Here is a 16,897-nt window from a genome sequence, read left to right as displayed (position 1 = left end):
TCGTAAACAAAAGGGTTGAGTATAAATTTATACTCAACCCTTTATCTTCATTAAGAGACGATATTATTTATCGCTTTCTTTTTCGTGTGGATTTCCTTTAACACCAATATGAGAAATTTCCCCATTAGCATCAATCAAATAAGCTTGGCCAAAACCTCTCACAAAACGACCTGTTCCAAGTGTAAGTTCAAATAAATCAAAATCAGTAAATTCACGAATCGTTTTAATTCCGCCCACATCATTCATCGTTTCCGCTAATTTATCTAAAACTTTTTCAACAATTGGATCTTCACGAGGAATAAAACGTGCACTTGCTTTATAACGTAAGCGAGTACGCACAATAATTGATTTCGCTTTATTTTCATCTTCTAAAAACATCACTTCCACTTGATTTGGATTGCGTTTTAAATTGTCATAATGCTCTGCAATGGCACTGATATAAATATAATATTTTCCATCAAGCGAAATAATTGGCGCATAAGATGCCATCGGTAAGCCATCTTTATCTAAAGTGGCAAGCACACAGCTTTTAAATTCTTGACGAAATTCATCAATTTTAGCTTTGATACGATCGTAATTTGCAACTGGTTTATTTTCTACACAAAGATTGATGATTGCTTGTTTAATTGAACCTTCGTCAGCTTGTTGTGGAAATTCCACGCGTAATGTTTTTCCACCATTATATTTAAAATCTAAACCACCAAAATCTACATTAACTAATGTCACATCCGTGATTTCCTTTTCGCCACCAAATTTTTTACAAAGAGCAACCATATCATCTTGGTGATGATCATTCATGTGAGTAATAATTCTATTGAAATCCATTTTTGTTCCTTATATTTACGATTAATCTCATTATTCTACAGATTATCTTCCGTAGGGAATAATGCTGAGCATTATACTCAAGTAAAATATATTTAACATATTTTTTACAAAATAATAATATTTCAAATAAAAAGGCCCTTACGAAATAAGGGCCCAAAAAGAACTGAAATAGTATTAATTATTTACCGTCTACACTCACGCCATAGAAAGCATCATAGCCAAATGGGCTTTGTACATAGCCTTTTACGCGTGGACTAAGTGGTGCAAAACCTACAGAGTGCGCAACTGGAATCCAAGGTGCCTGATTATGAATGATGACTTGCGCTTGTTTATAAAGTGTGGTGCGTTCTTCCTTATTTGTTAATCCGATTGCTTTATCTAGTAATGCATCAAATTCTGGATTTTTAAAACGAGCCATATTGGAATTACCCGCATTTGAACTTGCCAATAATGGAGATAAGAAGTTATCAGGGTCACCATTATCACCAGACCAGCCAAAGATACCAGCAGTTAACTCACCTGCTTTCGCACGTTTTTGGTAATCCGCCCATTCATAGGTAACAGGGTTGGTTTTTACACCAACTTTAGCCCAGTCCGCCATGATAAGTTCAGCCATACGTTTTGGATTTGGGTTAGAAGCTCGTACAACAGGTTGAATCCAAAAATCAGTTTCAAAACCATTTGGGTAACCCGCTTCTGCTAAAAGTTGTTTTGCTTTTTCTGGATCATACGGATAATCTTGAACTTCATCGTTGTAACTCCAAATTGTTGGAGGAAGTGGATTTTTAGCTGGTGTACCCGCGCCTTGGTAAACTGCTTCAATAATCGCTTTTTTATCCACTGCGTAGTTCAGTGCTTGACGAACTTTGACATTATCAAACGGTGCTTTTTCGGTATTGAATGCGATATACGCCACGTTCAAACCTTTTTGTTCCAAAAGTTGTACTTTTGGATCTGTTTTCATTTTGACTAAATCCGCTACATTCGGGAATAAAATTAAATCACAAGATCCAGCCTGTAATTTTGCATAACGTGTTGTCGCATCTGGCACAATATTGATAACTAAACGATCCAATGGTGTTCTACCTTTCCAATAGTTTTCGTTTGCTACATACTGGGCTGCCTGATCTGTTTTGTAATCAACAAAAACAAATGGGCCAGTCCCTACTGGGCGATTATCAATTGTTTCTGGCTTACCTGCTTTCAGCATTGCATCAGCATATTCTGCGGAATAAATAGAAATAAAATCCATACCTAAACTTGCCAAGAAAGTCGCATCTTTTTTGTTCAAGGTAATACGAATTGTGTTGTCATCTAGTTTTTCCACTGATTTTAACAATTCAGGGAATTTCATTGCTTTGAAATATGGATAAGTCCCCTTAGATACATTGTGATATGGATGATTTGGATCTAACTGACGTTGGAATGAAAATACAACATCATCTGCATTAAAATCACGTGTTGGGGTAAATTCTTTTGTTGTATGGAATTTAACACCTTTTCTTAGATGAAATGTGTAAGTTAAACCATCATCGCTAATTTCCCAGCTTTCTGCTAAAGCCGGTTCAATATCCGTTGAGCCTTTTTTAAATTCAACTAAGCGGTTATACACTTGTTGTGAGCTGGCATTATAAGATGTTCCCTCCATTACAAGTGCAGGGCTAAATCCTAAAGGTGCTTTTGCTGTACAGTAAACGAAAGTGTTGTTAGATGCAGATTTGGTTTCAGATTGTGCGGTCGGTTTATTTGCTGAACCTGATTGATCGCAAGCTGCTAATACAAGCGTTGCAGCCGCAAGAGTTAGTGTTGCTTTTAGCTTCATGATAGTTCCTCACTTTGTTGGCAAAGATTTATTCGAGCATAGTGATATACCAAAGATGCTAGATAAATCCTATCTAAAATAAATGTTTAATAAGATATAAGCAAATGTCGCTTTTTTTAAATAAAAAAATTCTATGGATTATAACAAATTAATCTAAGGATTCTTCCGTAAATGATCACCATCATTTTTATGTAATTTCATAAGTGACCAAACTAAGGCGATTGCAAAAAGTGATGAGGTTAAGAAAGTATAGCTAAATGCCTGTTGTAAGCCATCACTTGCGCTAAAGAAATGTCTATAAAGATTTAGAATTATCGATGAAATGGCAATACCAAATCCAATCCCAACTTGCTGCACAATACTTAATACTGTAGAACCTGTGCCTGCCTGTTGTTTTGAAAGATCGCCTACAGTCAACGTATTAATTGAAGTGAAAATTATCGACATGCAAGCACCGTACCACATAAGATTACAAATAATCCAAGTCAGAGAACTTTGTTTATCCAACCAAGCCATGGAAATCACAGATCCCGCCATCAAAAGTGCTGATGAAATTAACGTTGTTTTATAGCCCCAACGATTTAAAATTCGTCCAATTAATATTTTCAAAATTACAGAAATTAACGCAATCGGTGCTAATAGCCAGCCTGACATTTCAGCACTGTAACCGAAAGATAATTGAAACATCAAAGGCAATAAAAAGGGAACGCCAGATGCAGATAATCGGATAAAAATATTGGCAATAATGCCTAATCTAAATGTACGAGTACGGAAAAGGGATAAAGGTAAAATGGCATCTTCATTGTTTTTGGCATAGCTACAATAAGCCACGAGTAACAGAATACCGACAACTAATACGCTATAGGTTGCAATTGGGCTATGCTGGCTTTCACCGAGTAAATCCAAATCAAGCGTGATGCCAACTAACCCTAATGCAAACAGTAAAAAACCTGTCCAATCTAGTTTCTCTGCTTCGCCTTTGATGTTACTCATCACTCTGCCCGATGCCAAAATCCCTAGTGCACCAATTGGAATATTAATTAAAAAAATCCAGTGCCAACTGGCGTGAATGACTAACCATCCACCTAAAATAGGCCCTAGAATTGGCCCAATCAAACCTGCAGTTGCCATTAAATTCCAAGCATTAACTAATTGTTGTTTAGGGACAGCTTGAATAATAGCTAAACGCGCCACTGGCATCATAAAAGCACCGCCTATCCCCTGAATCACTCTGGCTAAGATTAAACTTTCTAAATTAGGGGCCGCGGCACAAGCAACTGAACCTAAAATAAACGTGAAAACTGCACCGCGAAAAACGGTTAATGTCCCAAATTTTGCCGCGGACCACGCGGTTAGAGGAATAAATAATGCAACGGCTAAAGAATAAGCAATAATCGCCATTTGCATTTCAAAGGCGGGCTTATGTAAATCGGAGGATATCGCCGGTAAGGCAGTATTAAGAATGGTGGCATCTAGGCTCTGCATAAAAAGCGCCATTGCTGCTACCCAAGCTAAACCGCGATAAGCATTGGATTCAGTCATCGTGCTCCGTGAAAATGGTGCAACCAATTTTCAATAAAATCGGCAATTTTCGGAATGCGGTTAATATCCAACAAAGTGCGGTCAATTTCAAGGAGATAATTAGTAGCAACCGCCACAACATATTCGTCAATTTCGGGTAAAGGTTTTGCCATTTCTTGACGGTGAAGCAAAATCTTTGGAATAGGCTCTTGTTTAAAGCCTTCCACCAACACTAAATCCGTTAAAGTGTGGTCAAATTGTTGCGCTAAATAATCCAATGAAACAGGTTTTGGCGTTTCCGTCATGATCGCCCAGCGTTCATCATTCGCTAAAATGACTTGAGAAGAACCCACCTCTTTCATACGCCAACTATCTTTGCCTTCTTTATCAACTTGCATATTGTGATGGCTATGTTTAATCACTGAAACGCGAATGTGACGAGCGATAAGCTCTGGGATAAGTTTTTCTAATAATGTTGTTTTACCACTACCGCTATAACCGGTAATTCCAAATAAAGGAATCTGATTGTTCATAAAAATAACCTTAAAAATAACCGCACTTTAGATACCGAAAACCCCGAAAGATCGGGGTTAATAAATTAAGAATGTTTTGCTGCATAATTGGCAAAAATAAGTCCGCCAATAGCAAGAAGAGCAACAATGTCAAGCCCTATAGCAAGCCACATATTATTTTCCCTCCACTAATTGACGAAATTTACGCCCCATCACAAGGCAAGCATAAGCAATAATGAGCAAAAAACTAATATTTAATCCTTTTAGGAAAAGCGGTTGCTCGCCATAAAGTATAACAGGCATTGCTAGAATAGCAACTTTTGCCACATCATCACTAAGTTTTGACCAAGCCTCTAAAGAACTTTTCTCAATGGGTAATTTAAATAAATTCGGCATAGTTTCTCCGATAAATAAAAAAGAAATTTTGCTTAAATAAAAATAGAATTACTCAACTAGCTTTATAGCTTGCGATCTAGATCCAGCAATAATAAAAAGCGAATAAAAACTTAAGATAATATGCGCAATAAAACAGGCTGAAATTCTGTTTGTTGCCCTAATTTTCTGCTATAAGATTTTACAAAAATGAAAGAAAGTGCGGTTAATCCAAAGATTAAAATTGCACGCAAGATTTCATTGTGGCTGATGTAATCAGATAACATCGTCGCAATCAATAAGGTCAAAAGCGGTACAACATACATCAATAATGCCGATAACAACATCGACTTTTCTTCTAATCCAATTTCAACAATTTGACCTTCTCGTAATGGCATTAATGTGTCCACATAAAAAATATGCTCGCCACGTTTACCGTTTAATTCGGAAAGACTTGATGTTCCACAACTGTTTTTAGCTGCACATTGGCCACAGGCACTTTGGGATTGGCATTTCACTTTGGCAATGCCATTTTCATAGCTAATAACAACGGCACTTTCTCTTAGCATTGGGATTCTCCCATATAAATATCAAAGCGATGATTTTTCGTTTCACGGCTAAAGTGTGGTTGTTTTCCACAAAGAAATTCTGCATAGTCAGGACGCTTCACGACCACACGTTTTTTAGCGAGTTGTAGTGCAGGTAAAAGTAATTCATCGGCATCTAAATCAGCCCCGACTAAATGCTGGAATACACGCATTTCTTTTTTTACTAGTGCAGATTTTTGTTTATGTGGATACATTGGATCGAGATAAACCACATCGGCATAATCGCTATTAGGATCAAGTTCATTAATATGGTGAACATTCAGCAAGCGCAAATTTTGTTGCAACATCTCACCGATTTCCTCATCTTGATAAGCACGATTTAGACCATCTTGCAGAAGTAAAAAAACAACAGGATGACGTTCTACTAAACAAACTTGGCAACCAATAGAGGCTAGCACAAAGGCGTCACGTCCTAGACCAGCTGTGGCATCAATAATCGTTGGCAATTCCGAACCTTTAATCCCTACTGCTTTCGCTACAGCTTCACCGCGACCACCACCAAATTTACGACGGTGAGCCATTGTCCCACCTACAAAATCAACATAAACCGCCCCGAGTTTAGGTTCGTCTAATTTACGAAGTTCTAAACGTTCATCGGTTTGAACAAGTGCAAGTGGGCTTTGTTCATCATGAATAATGTTATGTTCAGCACAAAGTGCGGTCAATTCTGCTAATGTTTTTTCTGGAGATTCAGAAATTAGTTGAATACCTACTTGCGAATGAGCCATACGCCGCTTTCCATGTGGTCAGTGTAAGGGAATTGGTCAAATAACGCTGCTTTTTCAATACGGTGCGTTTTTGATAGTTCAATAAGATTATCGCACAGCGTATGTGGATTACAGGAAATATACAAAATGCGATCGTAATTTTGTACAAGTTTCACTGTATCAGGATCAAGCCCTGCGCGAGGTGGATCGACAAAAATGGTATTACATTCGTAAGATTTTAAATCAATCCCTTTCAAGCGGTTAAAGGCTCGAACCCCATTCATTGCCTGCGTAAATTCCTCTGCCGACATACGGATAATTTGTAAATTATCAACTTTATTTTCAGCGATATTAAACTGTGCGGCGGCTACGGAAGGTTTGGCGATTTCTGTTGCCAATACCTTGCGGAAATTCTGTGCAAGTGCAATAGAAAAATTACCGTTTCCGCAGTAAAGTTCTAATAAATCGCCTTCGCTATTTTGGGTACAATCAATTGCCCATTCAAGCATTTTACAGTTTACCATTGGGTTTGGCTGGGTAAAACTATTCTCGACTTGGCGATAAACATAATTTCTGCCATTCACAGGTAAAACTTCATCCACATAATCTTGCTCAAAACAGATTTTTTGTTTACTTGCACGCCCGATTATTTGCACATCAAAATCTTGCTTTTCGAGTAAATCTTTTAGATTTTTAGCCGCACTTTCCCATTCTTCAGTGAGTGTTTTATGATAAAGCAAGCTCACAATAATCTTATTACTCAAAGTGCTAAGGTAATCAATTTGGAATAATTTTTTGTGTAGCACTTCTTGTTGTTTTAACAAAGGTAATAAGGTTTGCATCATGCGATTTATCAGCGTGCTAGCGATTGGAAATTCATCCACGCGATAACGCTGCAACGTCGCTTGATCAAACATAATATGGTAAAAATCATCTTGCTCGTGCCAAATACGGAACTCCGCACGCATGCGATAATGACTTGTTGGAGAGTCAAAAACTTGAATATCAGGCGCATTGAAAGGGCACAAAAGTGCGGTTAATTTTTCAAGTTTTTTTTGTAGCAGTTCGTTGTATTGAGAAATCGGTAATTGCATAGAAATTAGTATTCATAGGGCGTATGAAGACGAATCGTTCATACAAAGATAGGAGAATAAAGTTATCAGCCGTGAATTACGCGAGATTTCACAAGCTATCAAAAACAAAAGGCAGACTTCCGCCTGCCTTATTTAACGTCTCTTATTCGCCGGAATAATCTTCACCGCCAGAGGCAGCTTCACTCACATCACCAGATAAGGTGTAAACACGTTTTTTAGTGTTAATACGAGTACGATATTTATTCCAAGTTTTTTCAAAGAAAGTCTCTGCTGCGCGCTCACCACGGCAAAAAGCGACGAAATCTTTTTCTTCTTTAGTCGCTGGCTCACGTTCCCCTAAGTCTAATGCTTTGAACGCTTGGCCATATTGCTCAAGCACCTGTGATTCCTTGATTGTGTAATCACCGTGACGGGAAAAACCACGTGGGTAGTTTTTATCGTCAAAGAAACGACGCGTTACGCTAAAACTTGCAGCCATAATATTCTCTCTTCTTTCATTAATATTTACAAAATAGGGCAGGCATTAAACCAATTTTTCGTTATTTTTGCAATAAACCTTTTACGGTTTGCACATAATCTTTCACGAAATCATCGTAATTTAACCCTTCAGGGTTTACGCGGAATTTTCCATTTACATAAAAATCAGGTACGCCACGCACCTTAAATTGTTCTGCGGCATTTACTTGTTTATTGACCAAACCATTCACGGCAAAACTATTAATGCCGCCATCAAATTGCTCGGCGGTTACACCATTCGATAAGAAAATGGCTCGAATATCATCCATTGATTTCAAGGCATCCTTTTGAGCCGCTTCAAATAATGGTGCCTTTACTTTACTTTCTGCACCTAATGCCATTGCTAACGCCCAAGCACGCGTTAAATTTTCAGACTGGCGACCTAAGAAATTCACATGATATTGTTTAAATTTCACGTCTTTTGGTAAAGTATCTGCGACTTGTTGTGGAATTTTATATTCCATTTCAAAGGCATAACAATGCGGGCAATAGAATGAGAAAAACTCAATCACTTCTTTTTGCTGTGAAGCCTGTTGACTCACTTGAACATATTGTTTGCCTTCTTGTAAATCTGCGGCAAAACTATTTACAGACATAAGCGTGCTGATACCTAAACCTAACGCAAGTAATACTTTTTTCATTTGCTTTCCTCTTATTTAATGATACCGCGAGCACGGAGCAATGCGGTTTTAAAATCTTCTTCGTAATCTTTTTTGAGACCAGGAATTGGCTCATGTTTATCTGTACCATCCATTTTTAACTGATAAATAATCACTTCATCAGTTAATTCATTTAATGGCTTTTGAAAACCTGATTCATGGGCAATTTTTTGCAAAATTTCCATTAAGCTCAAATCTGGGTCTTTAGACCAATAAGGCTGTAAAAGTTCCAAAACTTCATTTAAACGCTTACATTTCATTGCTATTTCCTTTTTAATCGTAAAAAATAGGCAAATGATACTTGAAATAACGATAGATTAAAATATGACAATTACAATAAGCGCGGTAATTTTGGCTGGTGGCAAAGCACGCAGAATGGGCGGGCAAGATAAAGGATTACAGATTTTAGGTAAACAATCTTTAATTCAACATGTTATTCATCGCTTGCAACCACAAGTTCATGATATTTCGATTAACGCTAACCGAAATCAAACAGAATATGCAAAATTTGGCTTTCCTATTTTTTCCGATGAACTACCCGATTTTCAAGGGCCATTGAGCGGCATGCTAACAGCCCTAGAAAAAACAAAAAGCGACTTCATCCTTTTTACGCCTTGCGATACGCCTTTTTTCCCTACTAATCTTTTAGATAAACTCAAAAGTACGGTTAAAAATGACCGCACTTTAATTACCTATGCTTGCGATGAAGAACGTGAACATCCCGTTTTTTGTTTGATGTCTGTTCAGCTAAAAGAAAAATTACGACACTATTTAGCATCGGGTGAACGACGCCTTTTGCAGTTTATGAAAGAAAATGGCGGGATTTCAGTAAAATTTACGAAAGAAGAAGGCAACTTCGAGAATTTTAATACGCTGGATGATTTAAAGAAAAACAGTCATCTAACCGAAGACTAACAAAAGTGCGGTTTATTTTTATTATTTACGCGCACCAAATATCGCAATCAATTCTTTCACTTTTATGCGTTTTTCTGAATTCTGACTAATAGAACGTTGAACTTTTACCCGTTTAAATTTAGCACCATTGTAAATTTCACGCGTAAATTTAGTATCGTGATTAGAGATCAATATCGGAATTTGTTTTTCTTTTTGTATAGATTTCGCTAAATCTGCCAAAACACGTTGCTGTATCAAACCAAACTCATTGCCCGCATAACCAGTAAAATTAGTCTCTTGTTGTAGCGGAGCATAAGGCGGATCGCAATAAATCACCGAATCTTTATCTGCCAGTTCAAAAGTCTTTTGAAAATCACAGCATAAAAATACCGCACTTTGCGCTTTATGAGCGAAATAACGTAATTCATCTTCTGGGAAATAATGAGTTTTATAAGCCCCAAAAGGCACATTAAATTCATTTTTGCTGTTATAACGGCATAATCCGTTAAACCCAAAACGGTTCAAATATAAAAAAATAATCGAACGTTCAAAAGGATCCGTTGAAGCATTAAATTGACGACGTTTGGTATAGTAATAATCGGGTGTATTGGCATCATCAGCGAAGAAAATAGGCTTACAAGCTTCGATATAACCCTCTACATTTTCTTTCACAATATTGAATAGATTGATTAAATCAGGGTTGATATCTGCCAAAATATAGCGTTCAAAATTAGAATTAAGAAATACTGCTCCAGCGCCCACAAATGGCTCAATTAAGCAGTTTTTTTTGTTTGGGAAGGCTTTATTTATATCGTCCGTTAAACGAAATTTCCCCCCCGCCCATTTTAAAAATGGACGGTGTTTTAACTTAGGTTTTAAAGATTGTTTTTTCGGACGTAACATCTTAATCCGTTTGAGTACAACGACGAATTGCGTTTAACACGAGGGTATGATCGGTATCATTCGCCACATAAGCTTGGCCTAGAGATTTGAGTAGCACCAGACGCAATTTACCCGCTAGAACTTTTTTATCACGCATCATATGCGGTAAATAGTCTTCCGGCTGCATCGTATCCGGTGATACGGTGGGCAAATTGGCACGAGCAAGTAATTTTTCAAGGCGAGACACATCTGCAATAGAAATATCGCCAAGTTCTTCCGAAAGCGCCGCTGCCATCATCATTCCCGTCGAAACAGCTTCACCATGAAGCCAGTTTCCATAACCTAAGTGAGTTTCAATGGCATGACCAAAAGTGTGCCCAAGATTGAGCAATGCACGGTCACCCTTTTCTGTTTCATCTCTCGCGACCACATCCGCTTTAATTTGACAACAACGAGAAATACAATGTTGAAGCGCCTCAGGATGCAAAGCGACAAGTTCATCAATATGTTGTTCTAGCCATTCAAAAAATTCGTAATCTAAAATGGCGCCATATTTGATAACTTCGGCAAGACCCGCGTTTACTTCACGTTTAGGAAGGGTATTAAGCGTGAGCGTATCAATAATAACCATTGATGGCTGATAGAACGCGCCAATCATATTTTTGCCTAATTCATGATTAACCGCCGTTTTACCGCCCACTGAAGAATCCACTTGGGAAAGCAATGTGGTTGGAATTTGAATTAAACGCACACCGCGCTGGTAACTTGCCGCAGCAAAGCCAGCAACATCGCCAATTACACCGCCACCCAATGCAATGATCGTGGTATCTCGGCCATGATTACCTTGCAAAAGTGCGGTGAAAATTAAGTTTAAAGATTCAAGCGTTTTGTATTTTTCGCCATCTGGCAATAAAACATGATCGACCACGCAACCACGTTTTTCTAACGCATAGATGACTGTATCAAGATAAAACTGTGCAACCGTGGGATTCGTTACAATCATCACGCGATCCCCACGCTTAATCGGGTAACTACGTTCATCTTGTAACAATCCGCTACCAATTAAAATAGGATAGCGACGCTCTTGCAATTCCACGTTGACGCACAGCATAATTTATCCTTAGGTGTGTTTAAAGTGCACCATTCAATCCATTCATATTATCAATTAAATCAACAATTTGATTTACCATTACTTTGGCATTTTGCTCATCGGTTGGCAAAGTGATGTCCGCAATTTCTTCATAAAGTGGGTTGCGAATTTTTGCTAAATCTTCCAATACTTGACGAGGATTCTCTGCATCTTGGAGCAATGGACGTTTTTTATCACGTTGAGTACGTTGGAATTGTTTTTCCACTGTTGTTTCTAAATAAATCACGATACCGCGTGCAGATAAATAATTACGACTCTCTTTAGAAAGCACAGCGCCACCACCAGTTGAAAGCACAATGCCTTGCATTTGAGTAAGCTCATTAATAATGCGTTCTTCACGCTTACGGAAGCCTTCTTCACCTTCCAAATCAAAAATCCAGCTAATGTCCGCGCCAGTACGCTCTTCAATCACGGCATCGGAATCAATAAAATCCATATTAAGCTGTTGTGCTAACTGACGACCGATAGTGCTTTTACCCGCACCCATTGGTCCCACTAAAAAAATATTACGTTTTTCCGCCATTGTTCTTTTCTAATTAAATTAAAGGTGAAATAAAAAATTGATCTTTCTAACAAAAATACACAGTCTAAAACAAATTTGACTACTTGAAAGATCTCCCCAAAAATGGTCTAGATTATCGCAATAAACCACCCTATTTTTCAACCTTTCTAGGGAATTTATTTTCCACGAGAAAGCATTCAGTTGTGGAATAATCAAGATTCTCAATCATCTACGGCATCTTAAAGCAGCAAACTCATAACAAAAATAGCGCGTTAAATACGCGCTATTTTTAGTCTATTTTTCAATTTTATTTTTTAGGTAATGCATCAGTTGAAGCATTAAATTTCACATTTGATGAAGTGTAAGCCTCAAAGTGCGGATGTTTTTTCATAAATTTAATGAAACTTTCCGCATCAGGCAAGTATGTATCAACGCCTTCATATTTAGGATCGTTAAATAATTTACCAAAAGTTTTGTACCCATCTTTACCGCTAGCTACATAAGCATTGGTACCAACGAGATAACGTTTATTATCATCAATCGGTTCCCATTGCTGGGTTTGTTTATTCAATACTTCCACGCTCACTAAGCGTTTACCTTCCGCATTTGGTGTTTCATTCGCTTCGTAACGAATGCCTGCGCCATAAGGGAATGCTCCTGTAGAGCCATCGACTAAAGCAAATTGCATCGCATCTTCAAGCACTTGTTTCACTAACGAACCTTCCATTTTATAGGTATATAACGTATTCCCGAAAGGTAAGAAAGTATAAGCATCATTAAAGGTTACATTGCCCGGTAAAATATCCGCACGCACACCGCCTGCATTTTGAATAGTTAAATCCACTGTTTTGAGTTCGTTATACATTGTTTCTGCAATAAAGCGTGTCGCGATAGAACCTTCTGGATTAGAGCCTGCTTTATTTGGGATACGGTTCGCTGAACCACCCGGCATTGCAGAACCAGTGATGACTCCAACAATTTCTTGTGCTAAACGATCTTTTTCACTTTTATATTTTGAAATAAGCATGTCTGTTTTTGCATCATGATCATCAAGTGAAATACTCTTCATTGATTTTAAAGTATCAAGTGCTTTTTTACGTTCATCGCCTGTTAATTCAGTCCATTTACCTTCCGCATTTTTCACTTGAAGTTTATGAGAACTCATTAACACATGAGGAATTTTACGAGTAATAGACGCAATACCTTCAGGACTGAATTTCACGCCTAAGTCACCCACTACAGCAGAATAAGCCCAACCTTCCATTACAAATACCGGTTCACCATTCGGGTTTTTAAATTCAAGCGGATATTCATAGATTACTGGCAATTTTAAACCACGTAATTCATCGTTTCCGTATAAATAATGTGAATCGCCAGTAACGATCACATCAATATCATTCACTTTTTGAGCGATTTCGATATTTTTTTCACTACCTGCGTGTGAAAGTAAGATGATTTTATTAATACCTTGTTGTTTTAGCGCATTTGCCATAATTTGTGCAGTAGCAATTTCATCATAGAACTTCACATCCTTACCTGGTGAAGATGAATTAACCGTTTTATTCACGGTATCTAAACCGATAATGGCAATTTTTTCTCCATCCACAGTGAAAATATCGTAAGGTTTCCATTTGTTATATAAAATTGAATTTTTATCAGGAATAACATTGGCTGAAAGTACTGGAATTTTTAATGGCTCGAGTAGTTTTAATAAACCTTCATTGCCCGCGTCAAATTCATGATTACCCAAAGTAAAATAATGGAAATTACCAGCATTCATGACAGCCGCATCAGCGGAACCGCCAAAAAGGGTGAAATACAGCGTACCGGTAATCGCATCACCAGCATGTAGCACTAATGGATTTTTATACTTTTTACGTAACTCATAAAGTTTTCCATTCACAGCAGAAAAACCGCCAATATCAACCTTTGTTTGTTGACCATTTAAATTAATTCTCGCTTCGTGCGGTTCCAAATAAGAATGGTGGTCGTTAATATGTAAGATACTTAACTCCACAGCTTTATGTGCTTGCGGCGCTTCTTTAGCAAAGGTTGCACCTGAGCAAAGCATTGCTAACGCACTAACTGCAAAGGTAACTGATTTTTTAGATAAAAACATAATGGCTCCTTGTGAGTAAACGGATTAATTTAAGCCTTCAAGCATTGCTTGGAAAGTCTTATAACGAATAGTATAGTTATTGTGTTGAAGATTTTCACGTGCTTGATCTAAATACGAAAAATCATCAACCTCCACACCTTTAAATTGGCGAGCAAACATCATATTAGCTAGAGCGAGGCGGGGCTTAATTTCTGAAGAAGGGGTTATCAAACTCACTCGATTCTCGGTAATAGAAAAAGTTGTTTGATTAGGAAAATCTTGACGTATCTGTTCAATAATTTTTTGAAATATGCCTTTAGCATCCAAAGACAATAATATGATTTGATCTGGTTTTGCCCCTCGTTCTATTAAAGCCTGAACAAATTGCTCCGAATTATCTGTTTGACGAATATAAATTTTTGCCTGCTCATTCGCTAAAAAAGACACCAATAAGTTTTTCTTCATCTCCTGAATTAAATTAGCATCACCAGTATTTATCGGCTCAAAGTATAAATAATCGAGAAATTTAGGAGTGAGATTTTTATCTGTTTTAAAAATACGAGTGAGGATTTTTTCGCTTATTTGGATCTGATTATCTAGGAATTGAGGAGGTAAAGAAAAAAGTGCGGTAAGTTTTTTCTGTAAAATCGAAATTTGTTGCTTTTCTTGCTTAGCCAAAGCGATTGAAAATTGTTGCTTTAAAGCCTCAGCTGAATCAGTAGATATTGATTGGTGAGAAGACGAAGGTGGACTCGCTATCACAGATTGTTGAATGCCAATACATGACGCTAATCCAAGTAACACAGAATGAAAACCGATTTTCATAATAAACCTCATTTAACTGATATTTTATCAATGTAAAATACCGCTTAACGCTTAAACTTGACCTAAAACTGCTTGAGAGTTTCTTAGATTATACGTAAAACAAAATTGTATGTGAATGATAATGTTTACCTTTTCAAGAGAATATAACGTATATATTAGAATGCTCATCCAAAACTTGCAATTTTGCTCAAAAAGTATAAAATTTGCAGGCTTTTTGTCTATATATACAGAGAAAAAAGTAAGCTATATTCTTAAATCACTTTCGAGTTTGAGAATATTCTTTTAGTAATTAAACATTTAGAGGAAGGTTATGGTAACCATTCGTTTATCTCGTGGCGGAGCTAAAAAACGCCCATTTTATCAAATCGTAGTAGCTGACAGCCGTTCACCACGTGATGGTCGTTTCATTGAGCGTGTAGGTTTCTTCAACCCAATCGCACAAGGTAACGCAGAACGTGTTCGTATCGACCTAGACCGTGTTAACCACTGGGTTGGTCAAGGTGCATCACTTTCTGATCGTGTTGCGAGCTTGGTAAAAGAAGCTCAAAAAGCAGCATAATTTTGCTTTTTGATTTAGTTCTTAAACTAAGATAGGTGAGAAATATGGAACAACAACGTATTGAAGTTGTGGGCAAATTAGGCTCAACCTACGGTATTCGTGGGTGGTTACGTATTTATTCATCAACAGAACAAGCTGAAAGCATTTTTGAGTATCAACCTTGGTTTTTGAAAATTAAAGGTGAATGGCAGCCAACGGAATTAGAAAACTGGCGTCATCATAATCACGAAATCATCGTTAAATTAAAAGGCGTTGATGACCGTGAAGCCGCACAAATTTTAGCAAATGTTGAAATTGGTGTAGATCTATCTGTTTTCCCAGAACTGGAAGAAGGCGATTATTACTGGCACGATTTAATTGGTTGCTCAGTCGTAAACCTAGAAGGTTATACAATGGGAACGGTGACAGAGATGATGGAAACAGGTTCTAATGATGTATTAGTGGTGAAAGCCAATACGAAAGATGCTTTTGGAAAACAAGAGCGGTTAATTCCGTTTTTGTATGAACAAGTAGTTAAAAGAGTCGATCTCACCACGAAAACTATTGAAGTGGATTGGGACGCTGGTTTCTAATCTCAAGTATGCACAAACGTAATGTAGTAGGCTTTTTATGTGGATAGGGGTGATTTCATTATTCCCCGAAATGTTTAAAGCGATTACGGAATTTGGGGTTACAGGTAGAGCCGTAAAACATAATCTTCTGCAAGTGGAATGTTGGAATCCAAGAGATTTTACATTCGACAAGCATAAAACCGTGGATGACCGCCCTTATGGTGGTGGTCCGGGAATGCTGATGATGGTGCAACCTTTACGGGATGCGATTCATGCTGCGAAAGCAGAGGCAGGAGAAGGTGCAAAGGTGGTTTACCTTTCGCCACAAGGACGTAAACTCGATCAAGGTGGCGTAACCGAGCTTGCTCAAAATCAAAAATTGATTTTGGTATGTGGACGTTACGAAGGTATTGATGAACGATTGATTCAAACTGAAATTGATGAAGAATGGTCAATTGGCGATTACGTTCTGACCGGTGGGGAATTGCCGGCAATGACATTAATTGATGCTGTTGCGCGTTTTATTCCCGGTGTATTAGGCAAGCAAGCCTCCGCAGAAGAAGATTCTTTTGCAGATGGTTTATTAGATTGCCCGCATTACACCAGACCAGAAGTGTTAGAAGGATTAACTGTACCACCCGTGCTGATGTCGGGACATCACGAAGAAATTCGGAAATGGCGATTAAAACAATCGCTACAAAGAACGTGGCTCCGACGCCCTGAGCTCTTAGAAGGCCTAGCTCTGACTGACGAACAACGTAAACTGTTAAAAGAGGCGCAAGCCGAGCATAACAGTTAGT

20 protein-coding genes are annotated in these 16,897 nt (G+C 37.8%); 4 read left to right on the top strand and 16 right to left on the bottom strand.

Features of this window, described 5'->3' with window-relative positions; all coding sequences use genetic code 11:
- Positions 1-63 precede the first annotated feature (63 nt).
- The 11 genes from AAX18_RS01235 to AAX18_RS01185 form a co-directional block, all read right to left on the bottom strand.
- Entirely contained in the window at positions 64-825 is a 762-nt protein-coding gene (locus tag AAX18_RS01235; RefSeq protein WP_046952683.1) for a HugZ family heme oxygenase, read from the bottom strand.
- A 178-nt stretch (positions 826-1,003) separates the two neighbouring features.
- Positions 1,004-2,647 carry an ABC transporter substrate-binding protein gene (locus AAX18_RS01230; RefSeq protein WP_046952682.1) on the bottom strand — a complete coding sequence of 548 codons (1,644 nt, stop codon included), beginning with the start codon at positions 2,645-2,647 and terminating at the stop codon, positions 1,004-1,006.
- Between the two features lie 153 nt (positions 2,648-2,800).
- Positions 2,801-4,189, bottom strand: coding sequence for an MDR family MFS transporter (locus tag AAX18_RS01225; RefSeq protein WP_046952681.1), 1,389 nt, complete (start codon positions 4,187-4,189; stop codon positions 2,801-2,803).
- Positions 4,186-4,701: a molybdopterin-guanine dinucleotide biosynthesis protein MobB gene (gene mobB, locus AAX18_RS01220; protein WP_046952680.1), complete on the bottom strand. Its 516-nt coding sequence runs from the start codon at positions 4,699-4,701 to the stop codon at positions 4,186-4,188. Before mobB ends, AAX18_RS01225 begins: the two co-directional genes overlap by 4 nt.
- A 153-nt stretch (positions 4,702-4,854) precedes the next feature.
- Positions 4,855-5,076 carry a hypothetical protein gene (locus tag AAX18_RS01215; protein ID WP_046952679.1) on the bottom strand — a complete coding sequence of 74 codons (222 nt, stop codon included), beginning with the start codon at positions 5,074-5,076 and terminating at the stop codon, positions 4,855-4,857.
- A 110-nt stretch (positions 5,077-5,186) separates the two neighbouring features.
- Positions 5,187-5,621 (bottom strand): SoxR reducing system RseC family protein, encoded by a 435-nt coding sequence (locus AAX18_RS01210; protein ID WP_046952678.1) that lies wholly within the window; start codon positions 5,619-5,621, stop codon positions 5,187-5,189.
- A complete protein-coding gene (locus AAX18_RS01205; RefSeq protein WP_046952677.1) occupies positions 5,615-6,388 on the bottom strand; it encodes a class I SAM-dependent methyltransferase in 774 nt (257 codons plus the stop codon). The genes AAX18_RS01210 and AAX18_RS01205 overlap by 7 nt, the downstream gene beginning before the upstream one ends.
- The gene (gene trmA, locus AAX18_RS01200) at positions 6,370-7,461 is read right to left on the bottom strand and encodes a tRNA (uridine(54)-C5)-methyltransferase TrmA (protein WP_046952676.1); all 1,092 of its coding nucleotides are present in this window, start codon (positions 7,459-7,461) and stop codon (positions 6,370-6,372) included. Before trmA ends, AAX18_RS01205 begins: the two co-directional genes overlap by 19 nt.
- A gap of 142 nt (positions 7,462-7,603) precedes the next feature.
- On the bottom strand, positions 7,604-7,939 hold the full coding sequence (locus AAX18_RS01195) for a MaoP family protein (protein ID WP_005626449.1): 336 nt from the start codon (positions 7,937-7,939) through the stop codon (positions 7,604-7,606).
- 61 nt (positions 7,940-8,000) lie between these two features.
- A complete protein-coding gene (gene dsbA, locus AAX18_RS01190) occupies positions 8,001-8,618 on the bottom strand; it encodes a thiol:disulfide interchange protein DsbA (protein ID WP_046952675.1) in 618 nt (205 codons plus the stop codon).
- Positions 8,619-8,629: 11 nt separating this feature from the next.
- Positions 8,630-8,896 (bottom strand): YihD family protein, encoded by a 267-nt coding sequence (locus AAX18_RS01185; protein ID WP_005626445.1) that lies wholly within the window; start codon positions 8,894-8,896, stop codon positions 8,630-8,632.
- Positions 8,897-8,960: 64 nt separating this feature from the next.
- On the opposite strand from AAX18_RS01185, the gene mobA reads away from it, so the two are divergent.
- The gene (gene mobA, locus AAX18_RS01180) at positions 8,961-9,551 is read left to right on the top strand and encodes a molybdenum cofactor guanylyltransferase MobA (RefSeq protein ID WP_046952674.1); all 591 of its coding nucleotides are present in this window, start codon (positions 8,961-8,963) and stop codon (positions 9,549-9,551) included.
- Between the two features lie 21 nt (positions 9,552-9,572).
- Here mobA and AAX18_RS01175 read toward each other — a convergent pair whose 3' ends face one another.
- The 5 genes from AAX18_RS01175 to AAX18_RS01155 form a co-directional block, all read right to left on the bottom strand.
- Positions 9,573-10,433, bottom strand: a complete 861-nt coding sequence (locus AAX18_RS01175) for a Dam family site-specific DNA-(adenine-N6)-methyltransferase (RefSeq protein WP_046952673.1) — start codon at positions 10,431-10,433, stop codon at positions 9,573-9,575.
- A 1-nt stretch (position 10,434) separates the two neighbouring features.
- Positions 10,435-11,523: a 3-dehydroquinate synthase gene (gene aroB / locus AAX18_RS01170; protein WP_005626439.1), complete on the bottom strand. Its 1,089-nt coding sequence runs from the start codon at positions 11,521-11,523 to the stop codon at positions 10,435-10,437.
- A gap of 19 nt (positions 11,524-11,542) precedes the next feature.
- Entirely contained in the window at positions 11,543-12,085 is a 543-nt protein-coding gene (gene aroK / locus AAX18_RS01165) for a shikimate kinase AroK (protein ID WP_005626436.1), read from the bottom strand.
- A gap of 286 nt (positions 12,086-12,371) precedes the next feature.
- Positions 12,372-14,183 (bottom strand): NAD nucleotidase, encoded by a 1,812-nt coding sequence (nadN, locus tag AAX18_RS01160; RefSeq protein WP_005626434.1) that lies wholly within the window; start codon positions 14,181-14,183, stop codon positions 12,372-12,374.
- A gap of 24 nt (positions 14,184-14,207) precedes the next feature.
- Complete coding sequence (locus tag AAX18_RS01155) at positions 14,208-14,987, bottom strand: hypothetical protein (RefSeq protein WP_046952672.1); 780 nt, start codon at positions 14,985-14,987, stop codon at positions 14,208-14,210.
- 310 nt (positions 14,988-15,297) lie between these two features.
- On the opposite strand from AAX18_RS01155, the gene rpsP reads away from it, so the two are divergent.
- Genes rpsP through trmD form a run of 3 tightly spaced genes read left to right on the top strand, consistent with a single transcriptional unit; the run spans position 15,298 to position 16,896 of the window.
- Positions 15,298-15,546: a 30S ribosomal protein S16 gene (gene rpsP / locus AAX18_RS01150; RefSeq protein ID WP_005626429.1), complete on the top strand. Its 249-nt coding sequence runs from the start codon at positions 15,298-15,300 to the stop codon at positions 15,544-15,546.
- A 44-nt stretch (positions 15,547-15,590) separates the two neighbouring features.
- On the top strand, positions 15,591-16,118 hold the full coding sequence (gene rimM, locus AAX18_RS01145) for a ribosome maturation factor RimM (RefSeq protein WP_005626427.1): 528 nt from the start codon (positions 15,591-15,593) through the stop codon (positions 16,116-16,118).
- Between the two features lie 37 nt (positions 16,119-16,155).
- Entirely contained in the window at positions 16,156-16,896 is a 741-nt protein-coding gene (gene trmD, locus AAX18_RS01140; protein ID WP_046952671.1) for a tRNA (guanosine(37)-N1)-methyltransferase TrmD, read from the top strand.
- The last annotated feature ends 1 nt before the right edge of the window (position 16,897 follow it).

Origin of the sequence: Haemophilus haemolyticus (assembly GCF_001008205.1) — a bacterium.
Classification (GTDB): Bacteria; Pseudomonadota; Gammaproteobacteria; order Enterobacterales; family Pasteurellaceae; genus Haemophilus; species Haemophilus haemolyticus_Q.
The sequence above is the reverse complement of the archived record's forward strand: the minus strand, read 5'-3'. Positions and strand labels throughout refer to the sequence as shown.

Excerpts from the sequence above, each read along its gene's own strand:
- AAX18_RS01235 (WP_046952683.1), bottom strand. The coding sequence starts at position 825 with ATGGATTTCAATAGAATTATTACTCACATGAATGATCATCACCAAGAT.
- AAX18_RS01230 (WP_046952682.1), bottom strand. The coding sequence starts at position 2,647 with ATGAAGCTAAAAGCAACACTAACTCTTGCGGCTGCAACGCTTGTATTA.
- AAX18_RS01225 (WP_046952681.1), bottom strand. The coding sequence starts at position 4,189 with ATGACTGAATCCAATGCTTATCGCGGTTTAGCTTGGGTAGCAGCAATG.
- mobB (WP_046952680.1), bottom strand. The coding sequence starts at position 4,701 with ATGAACAATCAGATTCCTTTATTTGGAATTACCGGTTATAGCGGTAGT.
- AAX18_RS01215 (WP_046952679.1), bottom strand. The coding sequence starts at position 5,076 with ATGCCGAATTTATTTAAATTACCCATTGAGAAAAGTTCTTTAGAGGCT.
- AAX18_RS01210 (WP_046952678.1), bottom strand. The coding sequence starts at position 5,621 with ATGCTAAGAGAAAGTGCCGTTGTTATTAGCTATGAAAATGGCATTGCC.
- AAX18_RS01205 (WP_046952677.1), bottom strand. The coding sequence starts at position 6,388 with ATGGCTCATTCGCAAGTAGGTATTCAACTAATTTCTGAATCTCCAGAA.
- trmA (WP_046952676.1), bottom strand. The coding sequence starts at position 7,461 with ATGCAATTACCGATTTCTCAATACAACGAACTGCTACAAAAAAAACTT.
- AAX18_RS01195 (WP_005626449.1), bottom strand. The coding sequence starts at position 7,939 with ATGGCTGCAAGTTTTAGCGTAACGCGTCGTTTCTTTGACGATAAAAAC.
- dsbA (WP_046952675.1), bottom strand. The coding sequence starts at position 8,618 with ATGAAAAAAGTATTACTTGCGTTAGGTTTAGGTATCAGCACGCTTATG.
- AAX18_RS01185 (WP_005626445.1), bottom strand. The coding sequence starts at position 8,896 with ATGAAATGTAAGCGTTTAAATGAAGTTTTGGAACTTTTACAGCCTTAT.
- mobA (WP_046952674.1), top strand. The coding sequence starts at position 8,961 with ATGACAATTACAATAAGCGCGGTAATTTTGGCTGGTGGCAAAGCACGC.
- AAX18_RS01175 (WP_046952673.1), bottom strand. The coding sequence starts at position 10,433 with ATGTTACGTCCGAAAAAACAATCTTTAAAACCTAAGTTAAAACACCGT.
- aroB (WP_005626439.1), bottom strand. The coding sequence starts at position 11,523 with ATGCTGTGCGTCAACGTGGAATTGCAAGAGCGTCGCTATCCTATTTTA.
- aroK (WP_005626436.1), bottom strand. The coding sequence starts at position 12,085 with ATGGCGGAAAAACGTAATATTTTTTTAGTGGGACCAATGGGTGCGGGT.
- nadN (WP_005626434.1), bottom strand. The coding sequence starts at position 14,183 with ATGTTTTTATCTAAAAAATCAGTTACCTTTGCAGTTAGTGCGTTAGCA.
- AAX18_RS01155 (WP_046952672.1), bottom strand. The coding sequence starts at position 14,987 with ATGAAAATCGGTTTTCATTCTGTGTTACTTGGATTAGCGTCATGTATT.
- rpsP (WP_005626429.1), top strand. The coding sequence starts at position 15,298 with ATGGTAACCATTCGTTTATCTCGTGGCGGAGCTAAAAAACGCCCATTT.
- rimM (WP_005626427.1), top strand. The coding sequence starts at position 15,591 with ATGGAACAACAACGTATTGAAGTTGTGGGCAAATTAGGCTCAACCTAC.
- trmD (WP_046952671.1), top strand. The coding sequence starts at position 16,156 with ATGTGGATAGGGGTGATTTCATTATTCCCCGAAATGTTTAAAGCGATT.